Below are 26,514 nucleotides of genomic sequence, written 5' to 3'. Positions count from 1 at the left end.
CCATCTCCACCACCGTCATCGTCCAAAGGAGAATCTATTTCATGCATCGCGTGGTTCAATCCTGCAACAATACCTCCAATTACCGCTCCTTGCCAGAAGTTTCCACCACTTAATTCTGCTCCAATTCCACCAGAAACAGCCCCAAATGCTATCTGACCAACAGCCTTATTAGCAAAATCACCTGCAACTGCGCCAAAAGCTCTCGCACCAAGGCTTCTTAAAGCACCAGACCAAAAAGCCTGCTGGAATGTACCACCTTGCATTAAAGACATTACACCCTGCGCAACAGCATGGGTACCCGCTTGAACGATTGCCAAACCAACGCCACCAACGGCTTCTTTTATCGCAGTTCCCGTCGCAGTAAGAGCCGTGCTTCCCGCGACACTAAAAATCCTTCCTAATCCAAATATTACAGCATATGAATTTGCCGCACAGATTGCTATTATTTCATTTTTATCTTTAAAATCCAGATTGTTACAGGAAATTACCGCTCCTATATAGCCAATATCGAACAACCAACTGCTTATATATAAATTTATTGTTTTTACTTCGAGATGAAGCGCTGATAATATGCACCGGCTTTCTTTGCATCCAATCTTCCAACTATTACTTCATCGGAACTTTTTGAAAGTTCAAACCCAGGTTTCAATTTTACATGCTCTCTTTCTCCATTAGGTAATACATCATCACTTAAGATTTCTTGATTGGTATTAGCAATTTCAATTAATAAATTGGCAAAAGATTTTAATCCGACAGGATCACCATGAATTAAAACTTCTTTCCATGAAGACAATTCACCATCCAAGTCATCTTCATTTTCTACCACGAAAATATCCAAATCCCCTTCGATCTTTAAAGTTCGTTTAACACCACTCATGTTAATTTATTTTTAATTAATAGACTTGTTTTGAATTATATGCAGGTTTTGTATTGAGTGTATCCATCATAAATGGTGTACCGATCATTAATGGCATTAATCTGGAAAAAGCCATATCTATGAACTTTAGACCACCATAAATAACTGTTCCTACCGTAACACCTACTGCAACAGGTTTCACAATTGGATAAATATTCGTATATCCCCCTCCTTTTGGCTCCTGTCTATCCCAGTGTGGATTGTGCGTCCCACCATGATCAGTCGGAACCCATTCTCTTCCATCCTTATCAATCCACCCAGAACCCTTGCCATTTGGATTTTTAACTTTTCGAGCACCACCTTTTGGAGCCTTATATTCAGGATGATCTGGCGGACTCTCCTTTAAGTCTTTTAATGTTTTTCCTTTTTCTGGACCTTTATTGTCATCACTTAAAAGATTTTCATTACCAATTTCATGCATCGCATGATTTAAACCGGCGACTATACCTCCAATTACCGCTCCTTGCCAGAGGTTCCCACCTGTTAGCTCTGCGCCTATACCGCCAGAAACAGCCCCAGGCCAAAATAGAAACCGCACATAGCGAAGAATGGCAGGATAATAAATTTGTTTTTCATAGTTATGGCGTTTTGCTTTAAAGCGAGCTGGTGTTTGCTCTAACTTTAGTGATTTAATTTTTAAAATATCTCCCGTCCCAAATATAAAAACATATCACTTAAAAGTGATAAATAAACCAAAAAAAATCGTTATGTTTATTCTGAATACTCTTTAAAAAACATATCTATCATTTCGGAAATCACGCCTTTGACGACATTCCGATCTTCATCATCTTTTAAATCTAGCCCGCAAAAAGCACTTCCATTAAAATCTGCATGCAAATTGAGATAATAACTGGATGAAACAAGTATCGCCATTAAAGCTCTAAACTTTTTTGCTTCTGAGCCAAAATACCTGTCTGTAATGCTGGCAAACATCTCTTCTCCGGCTGCCTCCCGTTCATCAGCTAGTTTCCTTAATGCAGATTTTGACTCGGACAATTCCCAAAGAATTATCTTTTGAAGCTCTTTATTTTTTTTTAATTCATCAAATTGGCCGCTAAGTAAAACTTTTGCTAAAACCTTCCCTCCATCATTAATGTCTGTAGTCTCTACCAATTCGGAAACAGAGTTCCAATAATCCCTTTGTTTCAAATATTCGTTAATTAACTTATCAACACTGCCATAATAATCATAGATTAATTTTTTGTCTACGCCGGCCGCCGTAGCAATTTTGGTTACTTGTAATCCTTGATATCCTTTAGATTTCAAAATTTTTCCAACGGCATTTAGCATTCTAAGTTTCGTCTTTTCTTTGTCTCTAATGGGACCCTGAACTTTTTTACGAATCATTTGAACGAATTTGATGCAATTTGCAATTTTTTATTTATATCCTCAAAGGCATTAAGCGTCTTATCGAGCTGGGATTTTGTATGAGTTGCCATTACAGCCATTCTTATTCGGGCATCTTTTCTCGCAACGGCCGGATATAGGATTGGATTGGTATAAATTCCTCTATCAATTAACATCCTGCCTACATCCCCGGTAATATGCGGATCACCAATCTTAACGGGTACAATGGCAGAAGAAGTAGTTCCAGTATTTAGCCCTAAACTTTCCAAACCACTTTTAAAATAATTGATATTTTCCCAAATTTTAGCTCTCCATTGTGGCTCCTCGTCAATAAGCTCTATGGCTTTAATAATACCCATTGACGATGGCGGAGCCGTTGCAGAACCATATGACTGTACACCTGCTCCGCTACCAATCTTGCTCGTGCTGAACATGTCAAAAAGATGTGGACTGCCGTGGTATGCCCTCAGGGAATACTGCACCCACTGAACTTCCGCGTCGCTTATTGGATTTTTGAAGTTTTTGACTATATTTGCGACGGATTCTAAAACTTCTTGTTTCACCTGCCCTGCAGGCAAGACGAAAGCCACGTCAGCGGAATTAGTCTGCTGTTGGTCAAGAAGAGATAGAATCCTTTCTTTTTGCAGATATACGGACTTATCTTGCTGAATCCACCTTAACCAAAAAATCTGCTGTCGCGATTGAAACCTTATGAAAGCGGCCAATTTTGGCGATGTAATAACATAACCGCCAACATTTGCAAAGGCTTTACTGTTTAGAACGATTATAAATTTCAACATAAATCTCTTTTCAGTGATTTATATTAAATAGTTTTTTAGATTTGACACAAATAAAAGGATCGAGAAACTACATGATTCATTTTGAATATAACTCATGAAAAACAACATAATCATATTATTTTTTGCAAATTGCCTGAGTATATCATCTAAAATACATGCGCAGGAAAAAAAAGACTCCATTTCCACGAAGGAAATTCAGGAAGTTTTAATTAAAGCACAGCGGAAAAAGCAGTTTTCCGACCACGCCAATTATACTTTTGATAAGGAGACATTGGAAAAAGCACGGCATTCCAAAGATTTGCTTACTACGCTGCCCGAACTGCAACTCGACCCGATTTCCAATACTGTTACAAGTATCAGGGGTGGAAAAATTCTCTTTCTGATTAATGGAATTGAAGCCAGCGACAACCAGATTAAAAGCATTGCGCCGACAAATGTTGTGCGTGTGGAATATTTCGACATTCCGCCTGCAAGATATTCACAGAGAGCCGATACCGTGGTGAACATTATTACCAAAAATCCGGAAGTCGGATATTCCTATGGCGCGGATGTGACTTCTGCATTAAAAACAGGCTTTGTGAACGGTTCTGCATATGCAGGATACACCAAAGGCAAAAACGATTTCGGACTGGAATATTCCATTAACTTGAGGGATTACGACAACCGGATTGTAGATAAAATCTACGACTATAACCTGAACGGAAGCCATTACAATTCCACTGAAAGGCAGAAAGACCATTTTGGCTACACCAATCAAAACATTGCGTTGAGATACGCCAATGTCGTTCCCGGTAATTATACTTTTCAGGCAAAGGGAAGCGTGTCAATGCTTTCCAGTTTCAGCAAAGGTTTGGGGCAAAGTATTTTTACCCAAGATCATTTGGCGGAAAACCACAGCACCATTCACAACAGCAATTCCGCCTATACTGCTCCGACTTTGGACCTCTATTATTCCAAAAATATCGGGAAGAAGGACGAATTGAGTTTAAACTTGATCGGTTCGCATTATACCACGAATTCCTCGCAGTTCGACCACGAATGGAATACTGAAACCAACTCCGATATCTTTAACAACGATATGAATCTAAAGGCAAAGCAAACGGGAATCGTTGGGGAGATTGCGCACACTCACCAGTTTGAAAAAGGAAAGTTAAGCTCTGGCTACCGAATTTCGAACACCGCAATTTCTAACGATTTGGTGAATTTGCTCGGTAGTTCGCATTATGATGTGAATTATCTGGAACAATACCTTTACACCGAATATTCTGGGAAATGGGACAAATTGGGCTATCGTTTCGGAATCGGTGTGACAAATATCCATAACAAAAGTGCTGAAACCACGCAGGTCGACTGGGCGCCTACACCAAAACTCGTGTTGAGTTATGATTTGGCGAAAAACCAAAGTTTGCGGTTTACGAGTACATATACTTCGAATAGTCCTTGGGCTTCAGCATTGAGCAGCAATGTTACACAGATTGTTCCGAATATTGTTCAGCGTGGAAATCCGTATTTGAAGTCTCAACATTTATTCAGAAACAATTTTATTTATTCTTACGACGGAAAGAAACTGGATGTAAATGTAAACGCGTTTTATAATATTGTGGATAAATACTTTGCACAAATTTTTGAAACTGATGCGGTGACAAATGGTTATGCATTAACCTACCAAAATGCGGGTTTCAATGAAAAAGGTATTCAGATAAGTGGCTCTTACAAGCCTTTTGGAACGCAGGTTTTGGTCATAAAAGCATTTGTCCAGCCTGTAGGAATGTCTCTAAAACTATATGACGGCAGAAAATTTAATAACACTTTTATAAGAAGTAATTTTGCATTAACCTCGCAATTTAAAAACTTTGGAATTTATTATAATTTCAGCCTGCCTGTTTATCAAATCAACGGTGCGTTTTTAAGTTTGGATGAGAATCAGAACAATTTCCTCGTTTCCTATAATTTCAAACAAAATTTACAGATATATACTGGTGCCTACTGGCTTGGGATGCCTTCCCATTACCACAATAAAACTTTGGAAGGTAGTATAGTGCTAAATGAACGGATTTCAAATATATATAACAATAAAAATATGTTCGTCCTCGGTTTGAGTTATAATTTTTCTTCAGGTAAGAAACTGCAGATCCAAAAGAAACTGAACAACTCCACCGCTCCGGCTTCAAAGTTTTAAACTGATTTTCTCGTTTCTAATTTGTAGTGCGCAATGCAAATGTGAAATGTTTAAATACAGCTTTCTTTAAAGCAAAAGATTTATTAATAATTTCCAAAAAATGAATTTATGGAACGAAAAAATCAAAAACAAAAATTTCAAGAGTTGGTAAAAAAAATGGAAACACTTAAGGAAGACGCGAAAGGGCAAATAAAAGGGGGATTCTCAAAATCCACCTCTTTGACTAAATCAAGGGATATTCACAAGTATTTATGATTTTAAAGACAATCCACACAAATCATAAATACTTAAAAATCAAGCAAAATGATTACTCTGTGGGATTCATTGGGATATACAAATACTTCCCTACGGGCTACGACTTTCAAGCGCAATCACTTTAAAATCAAGTGGTTGCGTTTTTTAATTTTACCATTGTTCCCAAGACTGTCCCAAATTTTTCTTTTCCTTATTTTGCAGAGAATTTTCTGAGAGGGATGCACCGCTTTTTTACCGAAGTTTATTTTAAAATTTCTAAGCATAAATTGCCTTGGCTGCTGGGTTTGCTGGCAATTCTCGGGCTTTGCTTCCTGTGCATCAACAAAATAAATTTCGAGGAAGATATCAGCCAAATTATCCCGAAAAGTGACAAGGCAGACATCACGGCAAAAGTCCTGAAACAGCAGAATTTCTCGGATAAAGTGATTGTAATAACCGAGAAGAAAAACGCCTCCCAAGATTATGCGCTTTCCGAAACTGCCGATGATTTCCTTGAAAAAATAGAGCCGCTAAAACCCTACATCAGCGATGTTCAGGGAAAAGTAGATGACGAGGAAATCCTGCGGTCCTTCCATTTCATCAGCGAAAACCTTCCGATTTTCCTGGAAGAAAAAGACTACGAAATCATCAGCCAAAAATTAAACAGCGACAGCATTTCCCAAAAAATTTCGGATAATTTTTCCACAATGCTTTCGCCAACAAGCGTTGTTACCAAGGATTTCATTCGGAAAGATCCACTTGGCTTTTCTGCAATTGCCCTAAAAAAATTAAACAGCCTGAATTCTAATAGTAATTTTCAGCTGGAAGACAATTATGTGGTGAGTGAAAACGGCCGACATCTGTTGCTCTTCATCGAGCCGAAATTTGGAGGCAGCGAAACCAAGAACAACGAGAAATTTGCCGAAGGCTTGGAAAAAATCCGTGGTGAACTGAACCAAAAGTACCGCGGCACAACGGAAATCTCGTATTTTGGCGCACCATTAATCGCCGTGGCGAACGCCAAACAGATCAAGCACGACATCCAAAGCACCGTGCTGGTTTCGATGGCGCTGCTTCTCCTGCTGCTCATTTTTTACTTTAAAAACTGGCTCACACCGCTCATCATCTTCATTCCCACCGCAGTTTCCGCGGTCATTTCGCTCGCCATTATTTATTTCATTAAAGACCGGATTTCCGCGGTTTCGCTCAGCATCAGCGCAATATTGGTCGGCCTTACGGTGGATTATGCGCTGCACATCCTCACGCATTACAAGCACAAAACGAACATCGCCGAACTCTACCGCGAAATTACGCAGCCTGTGCTGATGAGCGCCGCAACCACGGCAGTTTCCTTTCTGTGTCTGGTTTTCGTGCGAAGCGAGGCACTGAAAGACCTCGGCATTTTTGCAGCAATCACCGTGATGCTTTCCGCCATATTTTCGCTCATCATCATTCCGCAAATTTACAGGCCTAAAGCAGTGGAAATAGAACCGAAAAAATTACTGATTGACAAAGTGGCAGGCTACCCTTTCGAACGAAATAAATTCCTGATAATCAGTTGCTTAATTACAATCACGGTTTGCCTTTTCGGTTTCAGCAAGGTGAAATTCAATAGCGATATTTCTGACCTTAATTTCGTGCCGGAAGAAATGCAACAAAGCGAAGCTAAGTTGCAGAGTATCACAGATTTAGCGGAAAAATCGGTGTATGTTTTTTCCTACGGAAATTCCGCGGAAGAGGCGCTGAAGCACAACACTAAAGTTGCCGAATTTCTGCGCCAAGAAAAATCCGGCGGAAACATCCTGAACTTCACTTCTTCCGGCGAAATTTTGATTCCAGAAAGTTTGCAAGTGGAAAGAATTACCCGTTGGAAAAATTTTTGGGACGATGCAAAAAAAGCCCAAACCATCGCTAAAATTAAGTCGGCAGGAAAAACCAGCGGTTTTAGTGAAAGCGCTTTTTCTGAGTTTGAGGAAGTGTTGTACAAAAATTATCAGCCGTTGCAAATTCTTGATTTTCAGGAACTTCCAGCGTTAAGGCTGAATGAGTTTCTTACAGAAGAGGATGGCCTAGCGACTTTGGTGAGCATCGTAAAACTGGACGAGAAAAAGCGCGGCGATTTCATCAGTGCTGCCGAAAAAATCCCGAACACTTTGGTAATCGACCGCCAGCAAATGAACGAGAATTTTCTTGGCCTGCTGAAAGACGATTTCCTTAGCCTTATCAATTATTCCCTGATTGCCATTATCGCGATTTTCCTGCTGTTTTTCAGGAACTTAGGCCTTACAATTTTCGCCATCATTCCGGTTTTGCTTTCCGGCATCGTCACCGCAGGTATTTTCTATTTTCTCGGGCTGGAACTCAACATCTTCAGCACCATCGTTTGCACGCTGGTTTTCGGTGCCGGTGTAGATTTCAACATATTTCTCACAAAGGCTTTGCAGAAGGAACTTTCCACCGGGAAAAGCGCGCTGCCCACCTACCGTGTTTCCATTGTTCTGGCGCTCATCACCACACTATTGGCGATCGGCTCGCTGATTTTCGCAAAACATCCGGCGCTAAAATCCGTTGCCGCGGTAGCAACGCTTGGGATGCTTTCCGTCGTCATCATTTCGTTTACAATTTATCCGCTGATTTTCAGGCTCATCAGAAAGCGCACGCAGAAAGGCCTTCAGCCAGTGAGCAGCCGCGTTTTTCTCAACTCAGTTTTCTCACTGATTTACTATGCTTTGGGGGGATTTTTCTTTTCAATTCTGGCGATGATTTTCGGGAAAAACGCACAGCGCATCCTGAAAGTTCCGGCATCGAAATTCCTGGTGTCCGTGCTGTACACCAACCCATTTGTGCGCAAAAAATTCATCCCAAACCCAAGCGAAGATTTCAGTAGGCCTGTCGTAATCATCGCCAATCACACTTCATTTCTCGACACTTTGGCAATGGCAATGGTAACGCCCAAAATTGTTTATTTGGTGAATGACTGGGTGTACAACTCGCCGATTTTCGGAAAAGTGGTAAAGCGTTTCGGCTTCTACCCTGTGTCTGAGGGCATTGAAAACGGCCACGGTGTTCTGCAGGAAAAAATCAACCAGGGCTATTCTCTGGCGGTTTTCCCGGAAGCTCAGCGTTCGGAAACCAACCGTGTTCAGCGCTTTCACAAGGGCGCCTTTTACCTTGCCGAAAAATACGGGCTTGATGTGGTGCCGGTGTTCATCCACGGAAATTCTGAGGTGATGCCGAAAGGCGATTTTATGATTCACGACGGAAAAATCAGCGTGAAAGTTGGCGACAGAATTTCGGCCGATGATAAAAGTTTCGGCGAAAATTATTCGGAAAGAACGAAGAAAATCCAGCAGTTTTACCGGGAAAAATTTCAGGAATTCCGAAACGAAATTGAGGATGAAAATTACTTTAAACCGCAAATCTATAGCAGCTTTCTGTACAAGGAACGGGAAATTTCAGAGGAAGCAAAACGGGATTTCGAAGAAAATAAATCTGCCTATTTTGAAATGAACCGCCTGATTTCTGCCGATGAGAAAATCCTGCATTTCTGCGGTGATTTTGGGCAGATTGATATGCTTCTGGCTTTGAGCGAAAGCGCGCGGAAGATCCACAGCGTAATTCCGGATGAAAACCGGCGGAATGTTGCCTCAGAAAATTTTGTGGTAAAAAAACGCAAAGTATTCTATCACTCAGAAATTCCTGAAAATAAGCATTTTACAACGCTAATCATCTCGGATGAGAATTTTCCAGAAATTAGCCTGCCGGAAAGCATCCGCCAAATTATTATTGCGAGATGCAAAAATAATGGTAAATTTACCGAGTTCTCAGCGGCACTGCGCAGCGAAAAAATCACCGTGCTGAAACGCTGAAATTTAGCAACATTATGCCGAAAAACATTCTCGTAGTTTATTATTCCCAAAGCGGACAGCTGCAAGACATCGTGAAAAACATTGCGGAGCCATTTTCGCAAAACCCTGATTACAGCGTGGATTTCTACCAAATTCAGCCGAAGGAAGATTTCCCGTTTCCCTGGCCTGAAGATGTTTTCTACAACACCTTCCCGGAATCTTACCTGCAAATTCCGCGGGAAATTCTTCCGCCAAGCCAGGAGATTTTGCGCAAGAAATACGACCTTATTTTATTCGGCTATCAAGTATGGTTTCTCACGCCATCCATTCCCACCATCTCTTTCCTGAAAAGCCCTTTCGCCGAAAAACTTCTGAAAAACACACCGGTTGTCACGATTTCTGCGACGCGGAATATGTGGATGCTGTCTCAGGACAAACTGAAAGCGCACCTGCAAAGGCTGGGCGCAAAACTGGTGGGCAACATAGCCCTGGTGGACAGGCACGACAACTACACCAGCGTTATCACGATCCTGAACTGGATGAGCACCGGTAAAAAAGAGCAGAAACCACCGCTGCCAAAGGCCGGCGTTTCGGATAGGGAAATTGCGGGGGCCAGAAAATTCGGCGAAGTTATCAAGCCATTTTTAGACAGGGCAAATTATGACGGATTACAGGAGAAGCTGTTGCAGAAAGGCGCCGTAGAAGTTCGCCCGTTTTTAGTAAAAGTGGAAGAAGTGGGCAACAAGCTTTTCACCTTTTTCTCTGGAAGAATCAAAAAAAATCCAGCGCAGCGAAAGTTTTGGGTGAAGCTTTTCAAGATTTATCTGATGACGGCAATCTGGATTGTATCACCTATCGTGCTGATTTTCTATAACTTAACCACGCCGATTTTCCGGAAGGAACGGCAGAAAAAAATTCAATACTACAAAGGCATTTAAAAAATGAGCGAAGTTTATATCACAAGATTATCAAAATATTTCCCCGGAAACCCTATCAGCAACGATGAAATGGAAGACTTCCTGGGCTATGTGAATGGTACGCCTTCCAAGGCTAAATCTCTGATTCTCAGAAACAACGGCATTAAAACCAGGTACTATGCCCTCGATAAAAACAGCGTGCCTACGGAGACGAACGCATCCATCACTGCGAAAGCTGTGGAAGCCCTGCTGGACGATGATTTTACGAAGCAAGACATAGAAGTGCTTTCCTGCGGAACAACTTCTGCAGATCAAATTCAGCCTTCGCACGCTTCAATGGTGCACGGCGAACTGAAGCCCGAGAAATCCTACGAAGTGAATTCTGCCACAGGTCTTTGCAATTCAGGGATGAATGCCCTTCAGTACGGCTATATGTCCGTAAAATCGGGCAATTCCAATAATGCGGTTTGCGTAGGCTCAGAGCGGTTTTCAGCGTGGATGACCGCCGATAAATTCAACGAGGAAGCGGAAAACCTGAAACAGCTTGAAGAGCGGCCAATTATCGCCTTTAAAAGGGAATTCCTTCGCTGGATGCTTTCCGATGGTGCAGGCGCTTTTCTTTTGGAAAACAAACCGAGAAATGGCGGCGTGAATTTGCGGATTGAATTCATCGATTTCTATTCCTACGCGCACGAACTGGAGGCCTGTATGTATTCCGGTGCGGAAAAGCAGGACGACGGCTCGCTGAAATCCTGGGCGGAATATCCTGCGCAGGAATGGCTGAACCAATCGATTTTCGCGCTGAAGCAGGATACGAAGCTTCTCGGCGAAAACATCCTGAAAAAAGGTGCCCAGGCCTTGCGCACTTCTTTCGACAAGCACAATCTGAAGACGGAAGAAATTGATTATGTCCTTGCGCACATTTCGTCCAACTTTTTTAAAGACGGGCTAAAGGAAGAATTTGCAGCGCTGGATATGGACTTCCCTGCGGAAAAATGGTTCTACAATCTGTCAGAAGTTGGCAACATCGGCGCAGCTTCCATCTACATTGCGCTGGAAGAGCTGGTAAATTCCGGCAAACTGAAACAGGGCGAGAAAGTGCTGCTCTGCATTCCGGAAAGCGGCAGGTTTTCGTATTCCTGCGCACTTTTAACGGTGGTTTAATTTTTGCCCGAATTCACTAAAACCAAAATTTTGTCGACAAGCAGCTTACCAATTACCGACATTGCCATTGTGGAAAAACTCATTCCACAAGCTGAGCCATTTCTGATGGTGGATGCCCTGCTGGAATTTTCCGAGACGCATTTAAAATCCGGCTTCACGATTCCGGCCGAAAATTTTTTCTGCGAAAATGGCAAGTTCCAAGAACCAGGCATTTTGGAGCATCAGGCGCAATCTGTGGCGCTGCACACCGGCTTCCAATTTTTCCTGAAGGGTGAAGCTGCGCCGGTTGGCTACCTTGGCGCCGTGAAAATCTTCGAGGTAAAAAGATTGCCGAAAATCGGTGAAACGCTGGAAACCGATGTGGAAATCCTTGCAGAAATGGAAGGCATTACGCTTGTAAAAACCACTACGAAACTTGCCGGCGAAACCATCTCAACCGCCGAACTGAAAACAATCCTTGCCTGAAAAATGCGGAAGAACATCGACCTGCAAAACATATTGCCGCACCGTGAACCGATGCTGATGACGGATGAAGTTCTGGAAATCAACCACGATTCTGTAACTACCAAATTTCTTGTGAAGCCAGACAATATCTTCTGCGAAAACGGGAAATTCAACGAAGCTGGCTTGATTGAAAACTGCGCGCAAACCTGCTCTACAATCACCGGGCAAAATCATTTCATAGATGATGAAAACACTGATGTCATCGGCTTTATCAGTAATATTAAAAAAGTAAAAATCCACGCCCTGCCAGGCTGCGGCGAAGAAATTATATGCAAAGCCAGGCTGCTTTCGGAATTTGAAAATATTTGCCATATTGCGTGCGAAAGTTTTGCCGGCGAACAGCTTTTGCTGGAAGCGGAAATGGTAATGTTTTTACAAAAAATCAGCGGATGAAAAAGGGCGAAGCACCGCAGGAGGGCGGCTACCTGGAAAAAGCGAAAATGACGGAAGTGCTGTATGTAACGGATGAAAACGACCGCTACACCACGGAAAAAAGCAGCGGCTGGGATGCGAAAAATTCTGCCCTGGATGAATCTATGGCGCTGATTGAAGAGCGCGTGCAGGCCGCAAAAACGCAGGTGAAAAACGGCACGGCAAGCCCAATACATTATTTTATGGAACTGAACAAAATGGACTGGAATGTTCTGGCGGCATATGTTGGAAAATGGGTCTGGTTCGTGAAAGGCGATGCGAAGCCTAAGAATTTCGCAAGATTAAGCGAGAAAAATTTGCAAAAATATGCCGATGCATTCGAAATTTCTACGGATGAATTAAAAAACTTTGACGGCAACTGATGAAACTGCAATTTGAACATCATCAGGCGGCGCACTGTGAAAACGGCGTGGCATCCAACCTTTTGAAGAGTCAGGGCTTGGAAATCAGCGAGCCCATGGTTTTTGGTATCGGTTCCGGTCTGTTCTTCGTTTATCTTCCATTTTTAAAGGTGAATTTCGCACCAGGTTTCAGCTACCGATCGATGCCTGGCAGCATTTTTTCAAAAGCGGCAAAGCGGCTCGGCTTTAAAATAAAACGGCAGAAATTCCGCAATCCAAAAGATGCGCAAAAAGCGCTGGACGAAAATCTTCGCAAAGGAATTCCCACAGGGATGCAGGTTGGCGTATTCCACCTCACCTATTTTCCGGAAGAGTATAAATTCCACTTCAACGCCCACAATCTCGTGGCTTTCGGCAAGGAAAACGGCGAGTATCTGATTTCTGACCCTGTGATGGATTTCCCGACAAAACTTACCGAGGCAGAGCTGGAAAAAGTACGCTATGCAAAAGGTGCCTTTGCGCCGCGTGGCCATATGTATTTCCCGGTGGAAGTGCCTGAAACGGTGGAACTTGCATCGGCGATAAAGGCAGGCATCCGGGAAACTTCCAAGCGGATGCTGGCACCGGCACCAATCATTGGCGTGAAAGCGATGCGCTGGGTAGCGAAGAGCATCCCAAAATGGGCAGCGAAAAAGGGCGCGAAAACCACGAACCATTACCTTGGGCAGCTCATCAGGATGCAGGAAGAAATAGGTACCGGTGGTGGCGGTTTCCGCTTTCTGTACGGCGCTTTCCTGCAGGAAGCGGCGGATGTTTTGCAGAACGAGGAGCTACGCGAACTTTCCAAGGAAATCACGAAGATTGGCGATTTGTGGCGGGATTTGGCGGTGGATATTGCGCGGGTTTACAAAAACCGGAATTCGAAAAACGATATTTACAACCAGCTTTCCAAGCAGATGTTGCACATTGCTGATTTGGAAGAGGCATTTTTCCGCAGGCTGAAGAAAGCGGTTTGAGTATATTTGCGAAAAAGTTTTGGCCTGATGCCTGCAATCATCCAAATTCAGAATCTTTCAAAAAAATACAAAAATGCTGCGGATTTTTCAATCCGTGATATTTCCCTTGAAATTCAAGAAGGCGAAATTTTCGGGCTGCTCGGTCCGAACGGTGCGGGCAAAACCACGCTAATTTCAATTTTGTGTGGCCTGATTCAGCCAACTTCTGGAAGGTATGAGATAGCTGGATTTTCGCCAGACAGAAATTTGCGGGAAATCCAAAAAATCATCGGTATCATTCCGCAGGAATATGCGCTTTACCCAAGCCTTACAGCAACGGAAAACCTGATGTTTTTCGGCAGCCTTTTTGGCCTGAAACACGATGATCTGAAGCAACGGATAAAAAGTGGGCTGGAAAGAGTGGGGCTTTCGCAGTTTGCCGACAGAAAAATTGCGCACTTTTCCGGTGGGATGAAACGCCGGTGCAACATTCTCGCAGGCCTGCTGCATCAGCCAAAAATCCTCTTCCTCGATGAGCCTACCGTAGGCGTGGATGTGCAGTCCAGAGCTTTAATCATCGACTTTCTTAGGGACATCAATCAAGCTGGAACTACGATTATTTACACATCGCACCACCTCTTGGAAGCGCAGAACCTCTGCACGGAAATCGCAATCATCGATCACGGAAAAATCTTTGCGCAGGCTGAGCCTCAAAACCTGATTGCCAGCACGGAAAACGCTACCGATCTGGAAGGCGTTTTCATAGCATTAACCGGAAAAAAACTTCGCGATGCTATATAAAATCTGGCGTGCCATCGTAAAAGAATTCCAGGTTTTATCGCGGGACATCGGCGGTTTAATCATTATTTTCCTGATGCCATTGCTGCTCATCATCACCATCACGATGATTCAGGATTCGAGTTTTCGAAATTTTGACGACACCAAATTGCCGATAATTTTCATCGACAAAGACAAGGGCGAAGTTTCGCAAAGCATCCGCCAAAGCATATCGGAAAGCGGTTCCTTCGAAATCTTGGAAAAAGGTTTCGATGAAAATTCAGCAAAAAAAGCCGTGTTTTCTGGAAAATATCAGATGGCGGTAATTCTGCCGGAAAACCTGAGCAAAAATCTTTCGGACAACATTAATTACCGTGTCGAAAGTATCATCGATGCCCTGGGCTACAACCCAACCGCTGACAGTTTGGCACAAAAAAATCCTCCGCCGAAAACCGCCGATATTGAACTTTACTTCGACCCTGCTGCCAATGATGGTTTTAAAAACGGGATGAAAACCGCTATCGATAAGATGATTTTCCAGGTGGAAAACCAAAAAATTTACACGGCTTTTGAAGAGCAACTGGATGCGGACGGCAGCATTCTGAAAGGCGATAAACTCATCAGTTTCAAAGAGATAACGTCGAACGGAAATGCCGGAGCGAAGCCAAATTCCGTGCAGCACAATGTTCCGGCGTGGTCGCTTTTCGCGATTTTCCTCATCGTAATTCCGCTCTCCATCAATTTGGTTCAGGAAAAACAACAGGGCACGGCAATCCGCCTGAAAACAAGCCCGGCGCCTTATGCACTGCACCTTCTCGGCAAAACGGTGGCGTACCTTTTCATTTGCATTTTACAATTTCTAATGATGCTGGCCGTGGGGAAATGGCTTTTTCCGTTGCTTGGCCTGCAGAGTTTCGAAGTTTCCGGGAAAATTTTTCCACTGATGTTTTTAACCGTTTTTGCAGGCTTGGCAGCCATTGGCTTTGGAATTTTGGTGGGTACGGTTTTTAAAACGCAAGAGCAATCAGCGCCATTCGGAGCAACGGCGGTGGTCATCCTTGCTGCAATCGGCGGCATATGGGTGCCGGTTTTTATGATGCCACAAACTATGCAGAGCATCTCGAAATTTTCTCCGATGAATTGGGGCTTGAAAGGCTATTACGATATCATCCTGCGCAATGCAGGTGTTCTGGAAATCCTGAAGCACAGCGCGCTTTTGCTGCTGTTCTACTTGGTTTGCTGTGGCGCTTCCATCCTTTATGAACGGAAAAAATCCGATGTTTAATTTTGCAAAAATTTTCTGCGAAAGTGAGTAATTCTCAACCGGTTTTCATTTCAGATTACAGCTGCATTTCTCCGCTTGGCTTCGATGTAGAACAGAATTTCGGTGCCTTGCTAAATAATAAAACCGGCATTAAAAAGCAATATTTTTCCGAAAGCTTTCCCGAAGTTTGCGCGGCAATTATTCCCGAAAAATTAGTGGAAGAAAAATTTTCAGAATTAAGTTTAAACACTGAAAATCAATATTTTACAAGGTTCGAACAGATGCTCATTCTGGCACTGAAACCTTTGCTTGACAAACATTCCGTCTCGGAAAAAAGCCTGTTGATATTATCAACAACCAAAGGCAATGTGAAATACCTGCAAAATCAAAGCATTCCACCAGAAAACGCCTATCTTTCATTTTCCGCAAAAAAAATAGCAAATTTTTTCGGATTTCATAATGGGCCGATTGTTATTTCCAATGCCTGTGTTTCAGGTGTGATGGCAGTTTCCGCAGGAAGAATTTTTTTGCAAAATGAAAAATTTTCAGATGCATTTGTAATTGCTGCCGATGAAGTTTCGGAATTCGTTTTGTCTGGTTTCAATTCTTTTCAGGCGATGAGCAGCGATGTTTGCAGGCCTTACGACAAATATCGGAAAGGCATCAATTTGGGCGAAGCTGCAGCGGCGGTCTTTATTTCCAAGGAAAAATCAGAAACTTGTTTTGAAATTCTCGGCAATTCGTCCATTAATGATGCCAACCATATTTCCGGACCTTCAAGAACCGGTGAAGGTCTTTTCCGAAGCATTCAGAACGCAATGAAGGAAGCAGGAATTTCTTCGGCTGACATCGACTTCATCAATGCTCACGGAACGGCAACGATTTACAATGATGAAATGGAATCCATTGCTTTTTCTCGTGCTCATCTTTCGGAAACCCCGATGAATAGCCTGAAAGCGTACTTTGGACATTGCCTTGGTGCATCCGGTTTGCTCGAAATTATTATGGCAATGGAAAGTGCGAAACGCAGCATTTTAATTCAATCGCTGAACTATGAAAATTGCGGCGTTTCTCATCCTCTGAACATTATTACCGAAAATTCGGCGAAAGAAATTCGCACATTTTTAAAGACTGCATCTGGATTTGGCGGTAGCAATTCTGCCATAATTCTCAAAAAGATGATTGGCAATGAAAACGACTAAAATTTGTGAAATTGATAATTTTCAAGTGAAGTTGGATGGCGAAATCATCTTTCAATCTGAAACGAAAAACTTTGCAGAATTTGCCAAAGAATTTTACAAAAAAATCAATATAGATTATCCCAAATTTCACAAGATGGATAATCTTACAAAGCTGGCTTTCCTCGCTTCAGAATTATGCTTATCAACTGAAAATCAAAAAGATACAGCGCTGATTTTCGCCAACAAATCTTCAAGTTTGGACACAGACCTGAAGCATCAGCAAAGCATTAATGATAAGGAAAACTACTTTCCAAGCCCTGCGGTTTTCGTTTACACGCTACCAAACATATGCCTCGGAGAAATCAGCATTCGGCATCAGCTGCAGACGGAAAATATTTTCTTCGTGATGGAAGATTTCAGCAGAAATCTACTTGATAAATACGCGGAAAACCTGCTCAAATCGGGGAAAGCAACGCAGGCACTTTGCGGCTGGGTGGAATTGCTTGGCGATTATCATAGGGCTTTTGTATATTTGCTGAATTACTGAAATAAAATGGAAAACCTAAAGGAAGAGCTCAAAGCGAAAATCATCGAAGTGCTGAATTTGGAAGATGTGCAACCTGCTGATATTCAGGATTCTGCGGAACTTTTCGGCAGCGGACTTGGCCTTGATTCCATCGATGCGCTGGAACTTATCGTGCTGCTGGACAAGGAATACGGCATCAAGCTTTCTGACCCGAAAAAAGGCAAGCAGATTTTCGAATCCATTGATACGATGGCTGCCTACATCACGGAACACAGGACGAAATAATGGCGAAAGTTGCAGTCACAGGAATGGGAATCGTTTCTTCGGCAGGCATTGGCGTTGAAGAAAATTTCCACTCGTTGACTGCCGGAAAACACGGCATTTCCGATATTGAAATTCTGGAAACACGATACCGCGGAAAGCTGAAAGCTGGCGAGATAAAACTGACCAACGAGCAATTGATAAAAATGCTCAGTTTGCCGGAAAATACGAAGCTAACACGCACAACTTTTTTAGGAATCCTTGCAGTAAAAGAAGCCCTACAATCTGCTGATATCCAGGATGTTAACCAATTTAGAACCGGGCTGATTTCTTCCACATCGGTTGGTGGAATGGATATGAGTGAGCGCTGGTTTTTCGATTATGAAAACCATCCCGACAAGCAGAAATTCATCACCTCGCACGAAGCCGGATTTTCCACCGCTGCCATTGCAGATTATTTCGGTTTGAAAGGGATGATTTCCACAATCAGCACGGCCTGTTCATCCGCTGCAAACGCCGTGATGATGGGCGCTAAGCTAATTCAGAACGGCATTCTGGAAAGAGTGATTGTAGGTGGAACCGATGCGCTTTCCAAATTTACGCTGAACGGTTTTAAAACCCTGATGATTGTGACGGATGAATACAATACGCCGTTTGACGAAAACCGCAAAGGCCTAAATTTAGGCGAAGCGGCGGCATTTCTGGTGCTGGAATCTGATGCGGTGATTGAAAAAACCGGCAAGAATATCCTGGGATATTTGTCGGGCTATGCCAATGCTAATGATGCGCATCATCAGACCGCTTCCAGCGATGATGGGCAGGGCGCTTTTTTGGCGATGGATAAGGCTTTGAAAATATCCGGGCTATCGCCACAAGATATTGATTATGTGAATGTTCACGGAACGGCAACGCCAAATAACGACCTTTCCGAAGGCAAAGCAATGATCAGGATTTTCGGTGAAAACGCTGTGCCGGATTTCAGTTCTACCAAGCCATTCACAGGGCACACTTTGGCGGCTGCTGCAGCGGTAGAAGCCGTGTATTCCTTGCTTGCGCTGCGGCACAACACGATTTTCCCGAATCTGAATTTTTCAACGCCAATGAAGGAATTCAGCCTGAAACCTGTGACAGAACTGAAAGAAAAACCTCTGCAGAATGTGCTTTCCAACTCGTTTGGCTTCGGCGGAAATTGTTCCACACTAATTTTTTCAAAATCGTGAAACCGGTTTATATCAACGGTGCGGCCTGCATTTCGGCACAGAAAAGTTTGGAGCCAGATTTTCTTGAGAGTCTGGAAATAAATCTTTCGGAAAACATCATCTACGCTCAGCAGCCGAATTACAAGGATTACATTCCGCCAGCACAAATTCGCCGGATGTCCAAGGTTGTGAAAATGGGCATAGTGAGCGCGGAAAAAGCGATGGATGCTGCCGGAATTTTTATGCCTGATGCCATCATCACGGGAACTGGTATGGGCTGTACGGAAGATTCCGAGAAATTTCTGCGAAATGTAATTCAGAATAATGAAGACCACCTGACGCCAACGAATTTCATCCAATCTACACACAACACAGTTGCCGGCCAAATTGCCCTGGGCATCGGCTGCCACGCTTACAATTTCACCTATGTGAGCAGCGGATCTTCGCTGGAATTTTCATTGCTGGATGCCAAGCTGCAAATTGAAAACGGCGAAGCCAGGCAGGTTTTGGTAGGTGCCAGCGATGAAACCGCCAACCGAACTGCCGAACTTTATCAGCTGGCGAAAATCATCAAGAAGCAGGACGAATTTCCAATCGATTTGCTGAATTCTGAAACTGAAGGCGTTTTCTGGGGTGAAGGTGCGGCATTTTTTGTTTTGGCTGATGAAAAGCTGGAAAATACGGGCGCTGAAGTGAAAGCCGTGGAAATAACCAATGTGCTGGAATTGGAAGAAACCGACAGTTTTGCAGAAAATTTCCTTCAGAAAAACGGATTAAAATCGGCAGATATCGATTTGGTTTTACTTGGATTTTCGGGCGATAAAAGCGCTGATGAATTTCACAAAAAAATGCGCGGTTTTTTCAGGAATTCACAATTGGGATTTTGGAAGCATTTGTCCGGCGAATTCAATACTTCGTCAGGTTTCGCCGTGTTTTTAGCCAACGAAATTTTAGGAAAGCAAAGAATTCCTGAAATTATAAAAATCAATTCAGCTGAGAGAAAGCAAATCCGTACCGTTTTGATTTACAATAATTTCCTGGGCAAAGAGCATTCTTTTACGCTTTTGACGAAGGCATAAAATTGCACTAAAAACAGGCTGAAAATTTTTACTGATGAAATTCAGAATTTTACAAATCCTGTTAGCAATCAGCATTTTACTGATTTCAGTTTCAGAAATTTCCTGCCTTTGGGTTTTTCTTCCATTGGCAATTTTCATCGCAATAATTTCCTGGGCATCGTTCGACATCAGGCTGAATTTTTTTACAAAATCTTTGCACGGAAAAATTACTGCTGAAAAAATCGTGGCACTGACTTTCGATGACGGACCGACGGAATTCACCCCGAAAATTCTGCAAACACTGAACGATTTTAACGCGAAAGCCACATTTTTTTGCGTCGGAAAACAAGCGAAAATTCATCCGAAAATTTTTCAGCAAATCATTGCGAACGGCCATCAAATCGGGAATCACACTTACAGCCATTCAGAAAAAACCGGATTTTTTTCTGCAAAAAAAAATGACAGAAGAAATTGAAAAAGCCGATGAGGTTTTTGAAAAAATAGCTGGATTAAAAACCGAACTTTACAGGCCGCCTTTTGGCGTTACGAATCCGAACATTGCAAAAGCCATTAAACAAACCAAAAAAACAAGCATCGGCTGGAATGTTCGCTCCTTGGACACCGTGATTGAAAATTCGCAAAAAATCACGGAAAGAATTACAAAAAAAGCAAAACCAGGAAGCATCATTCTAATGCACGATACTTCGGAAAAATCGCTGGAAGCCTTGAAGATTTTATTACTAAATTTGCGGGACAATGGCTTCAAATTTGCCACGGTTTCCGAACTTTTAGAATTGAAATGAAGAATTTTCTGAAACTTTTTTTCGCCCTTTTTTCAGTTGTGATTTTCGCACAAAGGCCGATGACCACTGATGAAAGCGCGGCGTTCATCCGAAATTTCACGGCGGGCAGCCAATCGATAAAGACTTTGCAGACGGATTTTACCCAAACAAAAAAATCGGCAATGCTGGATAAACCGGCGGTTTCCACAGGGAAGATGGCTTACCAAAATCCATCGCTGCTGAGCTGGAAATACATCACGCCAAAACCTACGACGATGATTTCGCGGAATGGCAAACTTTTCGTGGCGAGCGAAGGCAAAACCACGGAAGTTGGCGCGAAAAACCGTGCCTTCGAAAAAATCAGCAGGCTGATGATTGGCAGTGCGAACGGCTCGCTGTTTGCCGACCCGGATTTTAGGGTGGCCTATTTCAAAAACGGCGGCACAAATATCGTGCGCTTTTCGCCGGCTGCAAAGGATTTGAAGAAATTTATCAAGCAAATGGAATTGCATTTTCCCGATGGAAAATACACGGTTTCGCAAGTGAAATTGCTGGACAGCAGCGGTGACGAAACGGCGATACAATTCCGCAACACAAAAGTAAACGAAGCGCTGCCAAGAGGCAGTTTCAATTAAATGAGTATTTTAGGAAACTTCTACCGCATTTCATCTGCTGAGCAAACGGCGCCGAACAAAATGGTGGCGAACATCAGGCTGAATGCCGGGCATCCGATTTTCCGCGGGCATTTTCCTGGAAACCCCGTGACACCGGGCGTTTGTATGCTACAAATCGTGAAGGACATTGCGGAAATTATTTTTGAAAAAAAGCTGGAGCTAGTGTCGGCAAGCAATGTGAAATTTATGGCCATCATCAATCCTGAAAAAAATCCGGACATACGGCTGGAACTGACCTGCACGGAAGAAAACCAAAGAGTGAAGGTGAGCCAAATAGCGACTTTTGGCGATACCGTAGCACTGAAACTGAACGCAACCTACAAAATACTTTTCCAATGAAATTCCTGATTTCGCTTTTTGCCGCTTTTACAATTTTATTGCAAGTTTCCACCGAAGAATTGCGGAGTTTTTACCCGAAAGCTTCGGAATCTCATCAAAACGCCAAAACTTTTGTGGAAATGGCAGAGCGCAGCAATGCCAGTGATGTGGCGGGAAAAGCCTACAAGGCCGCTGCAAAAGTGATACTTTCCAAATTTGAAAAAGGTGCGGGGAGAAAGGAAATGATTTCTGGCGGCATAAAATCGCTGGAAAGCCTGATAGCCGCTAATCCGAGAAATACGGAACTTCGCGTGATACGGATGAGTTTGCAAGAAAACCTGCCAGGAATTGTGGGCTACAAAAAGAATTTAGCGGAAGACAAGAAATTCATTTTAGAACATTACAAGTCGGAAAATAAACGGACACAGCAGCTGATTCGTGATTTTTCGGAATATTCCAAAACGATGACGCCAACTGAAAAAGCGATGCTGAAATGATGGAAAACGCCGCCGTGAAACAAGCGATGCAGGATTTGAAAATCTGCGTGATTATTCCGACTTACAACAATGAACGGACTTTGCAGCGCGTGATTGACGGCGTTTTGGAATTTACTTCGGACATCTTCATCGTGAACGATGGCTCTACGGATTCCACCCGAAAAATTCTGGCGGAATATCCTGAGCTCACGCAAATTCATTTTGAGAAAAACCGCGGAAAAGGTTTTGCGCTTCGGCAAGGTTTCAAAACTGCGCTGGAAAAAGGCTTCCATTTTGCGATAACGATTGATTCGGACGGCCAGCATTTTCCAGATGACATCCCTGTTTTTGTGGAAAAACTTCAGGAAGAAAAGCGGGACATCCTGCTGATTGGCGAGCGAAATATGGCGCAGGATGGCGTTCCGAAAAAAAGCAGTTTTGGCAACAGATTCAGCAATTTTTGGTACCAGTTCGAAACCGGAATCAAGCTGAACGACACACAATCTGGCTACCGGCTTTATCCGCTGAAACGGCTGCCGAAAAAATTTTTCACGAGAAAATTCGAGTTCGAAATCGAAGTAATCGTACGCTCAGCGTGGAACGGTGTCATCGTGCAGAATGTACCGGTGAAGGTGCTATATGACCCTGCTGAACGCGTTTCGCACTTTCGGCCGTTTCAGGATTTCACACGCATCAGCATCTTGAACACCGTGCTTGTCGCCATCACGCTGCTCTACATCAAGCCGCGCGATTTTCTGCGAAGTTTTAAAAAAAAAGCCTAAAGCAGTTCATCCGTGAAGATGTGCTGGAAAGCTCGGGCAGCAACCGCATCAAAGCGCTTTCCGTAGCGCTTGGCACCTTCATCGCTTTCTCGCCTTTTTGGGGCTTTCACTCGGTTTTAGCCATCAGCCTCGCCGTATTTTTCGGGCTCAACAAGGTGCTGACTTTCACTTTTTCCAATCTGTCTCTACCACCGCTCATTCCGTTTGTCATTCTGGCTTCGGTAAAAATCGGGCAGCAATTTATTCCGGGAAAAACTTTGCTGAGCCAGAACCTCACACTTTCTGACATCCCGAATCATCTTTGGCAATACATCGTGGGAAGCCTGATTTTATCGGCGGTTTCAGCGATAATATTTGGATTTCTGACTTATTTTCTGCTGAATTTTTACGACCGGAAGAAAAACTAATCCCGAATTTTCCGCCTGGTTTTCCGCAGATATTTCTCCACGGTTTCTTTTTCCGGAACTGAGGAAATTTCCTTTGTTAATGCGGTTTCAAAATGCTTTTTCGCTTCGTGGAAATTACCTTTTTCGAAATAATATTTCCCGGATTTGAAATGCACAATCCAAAGTTCAGGATTGAGATTTCGGTAATCTTCAAGCCATTCATTGCTGAGACTTTCGCCAAATTTTATCGCGGAATCCAGCTGTCTGTCGGCAATTCGGTATTTTTCGTAGTTCGCAAATTCTTCCGAATCAAGGAACGGATCCTTGGCAATCGTCAAATCTTTTCTCTTTGGAATTTTCTGCGCCAGTGCTCCCGAAAAAATCTCGCCCAAATCATAAGCCACAAATTCGCCGAGCTGATAAGGCTTCGCGGAAACCCAGATGATTTTTTCTTCCGGAGAGAAAATCACAGCGTGGTGCGCCAAAAGTTGATTGATGGATTTTTCGTTGCCGTTGCCAATATCACGGTTTTTTATTCCCGAACGCTCACGCAAGATTTCCGCCATCTTTTCCGGCGTAAGTTTCTGATTTTCAACTAAAAACTCGTTGATTTTTTTCTGGCGATAAACAGAATGGCTCTTCTCCTTCCACTTTTTATTCCGCCGGTCATCCGAAAAAGTTTCTGACTGAAAATGGTTTGTGCAAACCAATTGTGCCGAATTTTCAACTTCGTAAACGCCCATTTTCTTCGGCGAAACTTCGATAATCACAGCCTTCCGATCTTTCGAGCTGCCCACCATTATCGATTCCGCCACGAAAACTTTCCGCCGTTTTGCAATTTCTACCGCCTCATCTATCGTGCTTGCATACTGCAGAATTTCCCTTGTCAGCAGGGAAATCGGCGTTTTCACAGAAAGCGGAATTCCGGATTTTCCGGCATTAATTGTCACGCTCAAACCTTCGGCATTCATCCCGGAAACTACGCCAATCATTCCAGGCCAGGATACGGAAGCAAACGGAATTCCTTCGTCCGGCTTCACGAACTGCAGCAGTTTATTTTCCGCAAATTCATCGCCGGCGTAAAAATCGAAAGCGCGGCCAATCAGCAATTTTCCATTGTGGGAATTTTCGTCCCAAACTGCTAGTGACGAACAGCCTACAAGCATCCAATCCTGCATTGCGTGCCCGATATCGTGCGCTGCGTGCAGAATCATCTGCCGCTGGAACTTCGGTGCGATGAAATCAAACTCATCCGATGCATAGCGGGAAATCCCGAAAATTTCCGCCTGAAATTCCTTGGTTACATTCTTCGGCATACCGCCCGTGTAAATTCTCACGAGATTCCGAAGAACTCCCTGCTTAAATTTCGAAGGGACGAATTCTTCAACTTTGGAAAAAAGCGCCCTTTCCTGCTGATGCAAAAGATTTTCCGCCAAAGCACCGTGATTGTAGCCCAGTTGCAACGCATTACCCGAATTATACAATTCGTAAATTTTGTACTGATTTTTTATCAAAAATACATTTTGATAAATAAAAGTAGAATCGTTGATTTTTTCGATTTTCGGAATGGATAAATCGTAGGAAGCAATTTCTTTTTCATTAATCAAATGCTTCTTCGCACCACAGGAAACCAGCAGGAAATAAAGAGCCAGCGAAAAAATCTGAAACTTTCTCATTGGCGTTCTTCGTTCAAAAAATTATAGCCAAGAATTTCTCGGCACAAAGAAAACGCACCGATTGTAACGCCCAAAATGCCGTGCATATTCACGCTTTGCCCGGTGAGATATAGATTGGGCACGGATGTTTTTTGCGAGAAAACCGTTTGTAGCGGATTTTCGGATGAGTGTTCGTATGCATACATCGCACCGCTATCTGTGCCGATGTAATCGCGGTAAGAAAGCGGCGACGAAGCATAAACCGACTTCACGGCAGCACGAATTTCAGGAAATTTCTTGCAAACCAAATCAATAATTTCCGCTGATTTTCGTGCTTTAAAATCTCGATAATTTCCCGGTCTTTCGGAAGGTTTTGCGGCGGTATTCTGCGAAGCTTCCCACGCTTCCACTTCGGAAAAATTCATATAAACCAAAATCGTTAGGCTTTCTACAAAACCAGGAAATTTTGAGGATTCCGCAGCAGAAAGCATATAAAAATCTTCACTTCCGCGAAAAACGCTCCCATAATTTTCAAAATGGTAAAAATTATGATTGAAATATTCCAAAGCGTGCGGCTTCAAAACCAGATAAACACTGAAACAGGATTTCCCTGATTTTAGCTTTTCCAACCGATTGGTAAACGCTTTTTTTAAACCGCTGATTTCCAGCAAGTTCTACCGTTTTTTTAAGATCGATATTTGAAATAAATCTATCCGCGAAAAATTCATTGCCGCTGTCTGATGAAACCGAAATTAACTTTTCATTATCAAAATTGAATGCCGTAACTTTTTGTCTTTTAAACAGTTGTGCGCCCGAAGCTTTCAGTTCGCGAACCAAAAGTTTTGTAATTTGGCTGCCGCCATTCTGAATTTTCCACGAGCTTTTAAGGTAAGAGCTCACGCACAAAGCGTGGAGGTAAAACGGCGTTTCTTCATCCAGACCACCGTAAAGAAAACTTTGCCCTGCCAAAACGCTCCTCAGCTTCAAATTGGAAGTGAGATTTTCGAAATAATTTCGGGCATTTATTGATAAAATCTCAACCGGAATTATGCCTTCTCTTCCAGGCACATAATTTGGGAACCGATTCGTAACAGTCAGAATATCAGCGTAATACCTCTCAATCGTCGCTTTATCTTCTGGGAATTTTTCGAGCAAATTCTTCACGAAATTTTCAAAACCCTGCGCAATTCCAAACTCAGAATCTTCATCGGAAAAAATAATCTTATCGAAAACCTCATCCATCTTCTGCAGTTTCAAATCCTGCATTATGCCCAGATAATCGAAGAATTGGTAAAGATTTTCGCCCTCGGAAAGCCCGCCCAAGTAATGAACGCCGGTATCAAAAATGCACTTTTCACGGCTGAAAGTCTGCAGATTGCCGCCAAACTGAACATTCTGTTCCAGCACAGCGACTTTATGACCGTGCTTCGCCAAAATCAAGGCGGAAACCAGGCCAGAAAGCCCGCTGCCAATTACAACGACATCAAATTTCTGCATA

28 protein-coding genes and 2 pseudogenes are annotated in these 26,514 nt (G+C 43.1%); 22 read left to right on the top strand and 8 right to left on the bottom strand.

Features of this window, described 5'->3' with window-relative positions; translation table 11 throughout:
- From BUB43_RS06005 to BUB43_RS11455, 5 genes and pseudogenes are all read right to left on the bottom strand, one after another.
- Window positions 1-515 (bottom strand): annotated as a pseudogene (locus tag BUB43_RS06005) (hypothetical protein); the annotation flags it as partial.
- Window positions 516-544: 29 nt separating this feature from the next.
- Complete coding sequence (locus tag BUB43_RS06000) at window positions 545-877, bottom strand: Imm32 family immunity protein (protein ID WP_073179237.1); 333 nt, start codon at window positions 875-877, stop codon at window positions 545-547.
- 16 nt (window positions 878-893) lie between these two features.
- Window positions 894-1,454: a polymorphic toxin type 37 domain-containing protein gene (locus BUB43_RS11460; protein WP_073179236.1), complete on the bottom strand. Its 561-nt coding sequence runs from the start codon at window positions 1,452-1,454 to the stop codon at window positions 894-896.
- Window positions 1,455-1,627: 173 nt separating this feature from the next.
- The gene (locus tag BUB43_RS05990) at window positions 1,628-2,206 is read right to left on the bottom strand and encodes a TetR/AcrR family transcriptional regulator (RefSeq protein WP_260200473.1); all 579 of its coding nucleotides are present in this window, start codon (window positions 2,204-2,206) and stop codon (window positions 1,628-1,630) included.
- Window positions 2,207-2,259: 53 nt separating this feature from the next.
- Window positions 2,260-3,063, bottom strand: coding sequence for an aminotransferase class I/II-fold pyridoxal phosphate-dependent enzyme (locus BUB43_RS11455; RefSeq protein ID WP_260200472.1), 804 nt, complete (start codon window positions 3,061-3,063; stop codon window positions 2,260-2,262).
- Between the two features lie 94 nt (window positions 3,064-3,157).
- Here BUB43_RS11455 and BUB43_RS05980 point away from each other — a divergent pair, with 94 nt between their 5' ends.
- From BUB43_RS05980 to BUB43_RS05885, 22 genes and pseudogenes are all read left to right on the top strand, one after another.
- Window positions 3,158-5,242: a TonB-dependent receptor plug domain-containing protein gene (locus BUB43_RS05980; RefSeq protein WP_073179232.1), complete on the top strand. Its 2,085-nt coding sequence runs from the start codon at window positions 3,158-3,160 to the stop codon at window positions 5,240-5,242.
- A gap of 108 nt (window positions 5,243-5,350) precedes the next feature.
- Complete coding sequence (locus tag BUB43_RS11390) at window positions 5,351-5,497, top strand: hypothetical protein (protein ID WP_221403999.1); 147 nt, start codon at window positions 5,351-5,353, stop codon at window positions 5,495-5,497.
- A 218-nt stretch (window positions 5,498-5,715) separates the two neighbouring features.
- Window positions 5,716-9,345 (top strand): MMPL family transporter, encoded by a 3,630-nt coding sequence (locus BUB43_RS05975; RefSeq protein ID WP_073179231.1) that lies wholly within the window; start codon window positions 5,716-5,718, stop codon window positions 9,343-9,345.
- A gap of 14 nt (window positions 9,346-9,359) precedes the next feature.
- The gene (locus BUB43_RS05970) at window positions 9,360-10,262 is read left to right on the top strand and encodes a hypothetical protein (protein ID WP_073179229.1); all 903 of its coding nucleotides are present in this window, start codon (window positions 9,360-9,362) and stop codon (window positions 10,260-10,262) included.
- A 3-nt stretch (window positions 10,263-10,265) separates the two neighbouring features.
- The gene (locus BUB43_RS05965; RefSeq protein ID WP_073179227.1) at window positions 10,266-11,405 is read left to right on the top strand and encodes a dialkylresorcinol biosynthesis protein DarB; all 1,140 of its coding nucleotides are present in this window, start codon (window positions 10,266-10,268) and stop codon (window positions 11,403-11,405) included.
- Between the two features lie 30 nt (window positions 11,406-11,435).
- Window positions 11,436-11,870, top strand: coding sequence for a hotdog family protein (locus BUB43_RS05960; protein WP_073179225.1), 435 nt, complete (start codon window positions 11,436-11,438; stop codon window positions 11,868-11,870).
- Between the two features lie 3 nt (window positions 11,871-11,873).
- Entirely contained in the window at window positions 11,874-12,302 is a 429-nt protein-coding gene (locus BUB43_RS05955) for a hotdog family protein (RefSeq protein WP_073179223.1), read from the top strand.
- On the top strand, window positions 12,299-12,703 hold the full coding sequence (locus BUB43_RS05950) for a flexirubin biosynthesis protein DarG (protein ID WP_073179221.1): 405 nt from the start codon (window positions 12,299-12,301) through the stop codon (window positions 12,701-12,703). The genes BUB43_RS05955 and BUB43_RS05950 overlap by 4 nt, the downstream gene beginning before the upstream one ends.
- Window positions 12,703-13,698, top strand: coding sequence for a BtrH-related acyltransferase DarH (locus tag BUB43_RS05945; protein WP_073179219.1), 996 nt, complete (start codon window positions 12,703-12,705; stop codon window positions 13,696-13,698). Before BUB43_RS05950 ends, BUB43_RS05945 begins: the two co-directional genes overlap by 1 nt.
- Window positions 13,699-13,725: 27 nt before the next feature.
- Window positions 13,726-14,478, top strand: a complete 753-nt coding sequence (locus BUB43_RS05940; protein WP_073179217.1) for an ABC transporter ATP-binding protein — start codon at window positions 13,726-13,728, stop codon at window positions 14,476-14,478.
- A complete protein-coding gene (locus BUB43_RS05935; protein ID WP_073179215.1) occupies window positions 14,468-15,739 on the top strand; it encodes an ABC transporter permease in 1,272 nt (423 codons plus the stop codon). Before BUB43_RS05940 ends, BUB43_RS05935 begins: the two co-directional genes overlap by 11 nt.
- 23 nt (window positions 15,740-15,762) lie before the next feature.
- Complete coding sequence (locus tag BUB43_RS05930) at window positions 15,763-16,920, top strand: beta-ketoacyl synthase N-terminal-like domain-containing protein (protein WP_073179274.1); 1,158 nt, start codon at window positions 15,763-15,765, stop codon at window positions 16,918-16,920.
- Window positions 16,907-17,446, top strand: a complete 540-nt coding sequence (locus tag BUB43_RS05925) for a 3-oxoacyl-ACP synthase (protein WP_073179213.1) — start codon at window positions 16,907-16,909, stop codon at window positions 17,444-17,446. The genes BUB43_RS05930 and BUB43_RS05925 overlap by 14 nt, the downstream gene beginning before the upstream one ends.
- A gap of 6 nt (window positions 17,447-17,452) precedes the next feature.
- Window positions 17,453-17,710, top strand: coding sequence for a phosphopantetheine-binding protein (locus BUB43_RS05920; protein ID WP_073179211.1), 258 nt, complete (start codon window positions 17,453-17,455; stop codon window positions 17,708-17,710).
- On the top strand, window positions 17,710-18,906 hold the full coding sequence (locus BUB43_RS05915; RefSeq protein ID WP_073179209.1) for a beta-ketoacyl-[acyl-carrier-protein] synthase family protein: 1,197 nt from the start codon (window positions 17,710-17,712) through the stop codon (window positions 18,904-18,906). The genes BUB43_RS05920 and BUB43_RS05915 overlap by 1 nt, the downstream gene beginning before the upstream one ends.
- Window positions 18,903-19,964 carry a beta-ketoacyl synthase N-terminal-like domain-containing protein gene (locus tag BUB43_RS05910; RefSeq protein WP_073179207.1) on the top strand — a complete coding sequence of 354 codons (1,062 nt, stop codon included), beginning with the start codon at window positions 18,903-18,905 and terminating at the stop codon, window positions 19,962-19,964. Before BUB43_RS05915 ends, BUB43_RS05910 begins: the two co-directional genes overlap by 4 nt.
- Before the next feature lie 34 nt (window positions 19,965-19,998).
- Window positions 19,999-20,418, top strand: a complete 420-nt coding sequence (locus BUB43_RS10995; protein ID WP_083541175.1) for a polysaccharide deacetylase family protein — start codon at window positions 19,999-20,001, stop codon at window positions 20,416-20,418.
- Entirely contained in the window at window positions 20,402-20,746 is a 345-nt protein-coding gene (locus BUB43_RS10990; protein ID WP_083541173.1) for a polysaccharide deacetylase family protein, read from the top strand. The genes BUB43_RS10995 and BUB43_RS10990 overlap by 17 nt, the downstream gene beginning before the upstream one ends.
- Window positions 20,743-21,360 (top strand): flexirubin biosynthesis/transport protein LolA2, encoded by a 618-nt coding sequence (locus tag BUB43_RS05900; protein ID WP_083541171.1) that lies wholly within the window; start codon window positions 20,743-20,745, stop codon window positions 21,358-21,360. The genes BUB43_RS10990 and BUB43_RS05900 overlap by 4 nt, the downstream gene beginning before the upstream one ends.
- Window positions 21,361-21,738 carry an ApeI family dehydratase gene (locus BUB43_RS05895; protein ID WP_073179206.1) on the top strand — a complete coding sequence of 126 codons (378 nt, stop codon included), beginning with the start codon at window positions 21,361-21,363 and terminating at the stop codon, window positions 21,736-21,738. It abuts the gene before it with no gap.
- Entirely contained in the window at window positions 21,735-22,214 is a 480-nt protein-coding gene (locus tag BUB43_RS05890) for a hypothetical protein (protein WP_073179204.1), read from the top strand. Before BUB43_RS05895 ends, BUB43_RS05890 begins: the two co-directional genes overlap by 4 nt.
- A pseudogene (locus BUB43_RS05885) lies at window positions 22,214-23,382 on the top strand (DUF2062 domain-containing protein). The gene BUB43_RS05890 and the pseudogene BUB43_RS05885 overlap by 1 nt, the downstream one beginning before the upstream one ends.
- On the opposite strand, the gene BUB43_RS05880 reads toward BUB43_RS05885, so the two are convergent.
- The 3 genes from BUB43_RS05880 to BUB43_RS11445 are packed head-to-tail and all read right to left on the bottom strand — an operon-like array spanning window position 23,379 to window position 26,513.
- Window positions 23,379-25,037: a C45 family autoproteolytic acyltransferase/hydrolase gene (locus BUB43_RS05880; RefSeq protein ID WP_073179202.1), complete on the bottom strand. Its 1,659-nt coding sequence runs from the start codon at window positions 25,035-25,037 to the stop codon at window positions 23,379-23,381. The pseudogene BUB43_RS05885 and the gene BUB43_RS05880 sit on opposite strands and share 4 nt — an antisense overlap.
- On the bottom strand, window positions 25,034-25,507 hold the full coding sequence (locus BUB43_RS11450; protein ID WP_260200471.1) for a phytoene desaturase family protein: 474 nt from the start codon (window positions 25,505-25,507) through the stop codon (window positions 25,034-25,036). Before BUB43_RS11450 ends, BUB43_RS05880 begins: the two co-directional genes overlap by 4 nt.
- Before the next feature lie 55 nt (window positions 25,508-25,562).
- Window positions 25,563-26,513 (bottom strand): phytoene desaturase family protein, encoded by a 951-nt coding sequence (locus tag BUB43_RS11445; protein WP_260200470.1) that lies wholly within the window; start codon window positions 26,511-26,513, stop codon window positions 25,563-25,565.
- Window position 26,514: the final 1 nt, after the last annotated feature.

It is taken from the genome of Cruoricaptor ignavus, from assembly GCF_900141665.1.
In the GTDB taxonomy this organism is placed as follows: Bacteria; Bacteroidota; Bacteroidia; order Flavobacteriales; family Weeksellaceae; genus Cruoricaptor; species Cruoricaptor ignavus.
Note: the sequence above shows the minus strand (reverse complement) of the source record. Positions and strands in the feature narration are given on the sequence as shown.

Bases quoted from the DNA above. Each gene is read 5' to 3' on its own strand.
- BUB43_RS05895 (WP_073179206.1), top strand. From the start codon at position 21,361: ATGAGTATTTTAGGAAACTTCTACCGCATTTCATCTGCTGAGCAAACG.
- BUB43_RS05955 (WP_073179223.1), top strand. From the start codon at position 11,874: ATGCGGAAGAACATCGACCTGCAAAACATATTGCCGCACCGTGAACCG.
- BUB43_RS05980 (WP_073179232.1), top strand. From the start codon at position 3,158: ATGAAAAACAACATAATCATATTATTTTTTGCAAATTGCCTGAGTATA.
- BUB43_RS05940 (WP_073179217.1), top strand. From the start codon at position 13,726: ATGCCTGCAATCATCCAAATTCAGAATCTTTCAAAAAAATACAAAAAT.
- BUB43_RS05945 (WP_073179219.1), top strand. From the start codon at position 12,703: ATGAAACTGCAATTTGAACATCATCAGGCGGCGCACTGTGAAAACGGC.
- BUB43_RS05965 (WP_073179227.1), top strand. From the start codon at position 10,266: ATGAGCGAAGTTTATATCACAAGATTATCAAAATATTTCCCCGGAAAC.
- BUB43_RS05935 (WP_073179215.1), top strand. From the start codon at position 14,468: ATGCTATATAAAATCTGGCGTGCCATCGTAAAAGAATTCCAGGTTTTA.
- BUB43_RS05925 (WP_073179213.1), top strand. From the start codon at position 16,907: ATGAAAACGACTAAAATTTGTGAAATTGATAATTTTCAAGTGAAGTTG.
- BUB43_RS05990 (WP_260200473.1), bottom strand. From the start codon at position 2,206: ATGCTAAATGCCGTTGGAAAAATTTTGAAATCTAAAGGATATCAAGGA.
- BUB43_RS05900 (WP_083541171.1), top strand. From the start codon at position 20,743: ATGAAGAATTTTCTGAAACTTTTTTTCGCCCTTTTTTCAGTTGTGATT.
- BUB43_RS05890 (WP_073179204.1), top strand. From the start codon at position 21,735: ATGAAATTCCTGATTTCGCTTTTTGCCGCTTTTACAATTTTATTGCAA.
- BUB43_RS05920 (WP_073179211.1), top strand. From the start codon at position 17,453: ATGGAAAACCTAAAGGAAGAGCTCAAAGCGAAAATCATCGAAGTGCTG.
- BUB43_RS11390 (WP_221403999.1), top strand. From the start codon at position 5,351: ATGGAACGAAAAAATCAAAAACAAAAATTTCAAGAGTTGGTAAAAAAA.
- BUB43_RS05880 (WP_073179202.1), bottom strand. From the start codon at position 25,037: ATGAGAAAGTTTCAGATTTTTTCGCTGGCTCTTTATTTCCTGCTGGTT.
- BUB43_RS11455 (WP_260200472.1), bottom strand. From the start codon at position 3,063: ATGTTGAAATTTATAATCGTTCTAAACAGTAAAGCCTTTGCAAATGTT.
- BUB43_RS10995 (WP_083541175.1), top strand. From the start codon at position 19,999: ATGAAATTCAGAATTTTACAAATCCTGTTAGCAATCAGCATTTTACTG.
- BUB43_RS05970 (WP_073179229.1), top strand. From the start codon at position 9,360: ATGCCGAAAAACATTCTCGTAGTTTATTATTCCCAAAGCGGACAGCTG.
- BUB43_RS05915 (WP_073179209.1), top strand. From the start codon at position 17,710: ATGGCGAAAGTTGCAGTCACAGGAATGGGAATCGTTTCTTCGGCAGGC.
- BUB43_RS06000 (WP_073179237.1), bottom strand. From the start codon at position 877: ATGAGTGGTGTTAAACGAACTTTAAAGATCGAAGGGGATTTGGATATT.
- BUB43_RS10990 (WP_083541173.1), top strand. From the start codon at position 20,402: ATGACAGAAGAAATTGAAAAAGCCGATGAGGTTTTTGAAAAAATAGCT.
- BUB43_RS11450 (WP_260200471.1), bottom strand. From the start codon at position 25,507: ATGCTTTCTGCTGCGGAATCCTCAAAATTTCCTGGTTTTGTAGAAAGC.
- BUB43_RS11445 (WP_260200470.1), bottom strand. From the start codon at position 26,513: ATGCAGAAATTTGATGTCGTTGTAATTGGCAGCGGGCTTTCTGGCCTG.
- BUB43_RS05975 (WP_073179231.1), top strand. From the start codon at position 5,716: ATGCACCGCTTTTTTACCGAAGTTTATTTTAAAATTTCTAAGCATAAA.
- BUB43_RS05950 (WP_073179221.1), top strand. From the start codon at position 12,299: ATGAAAAAGGGCGAAGCACCGCAGGAGGGCGGCTACCTGGAAAAAGCG.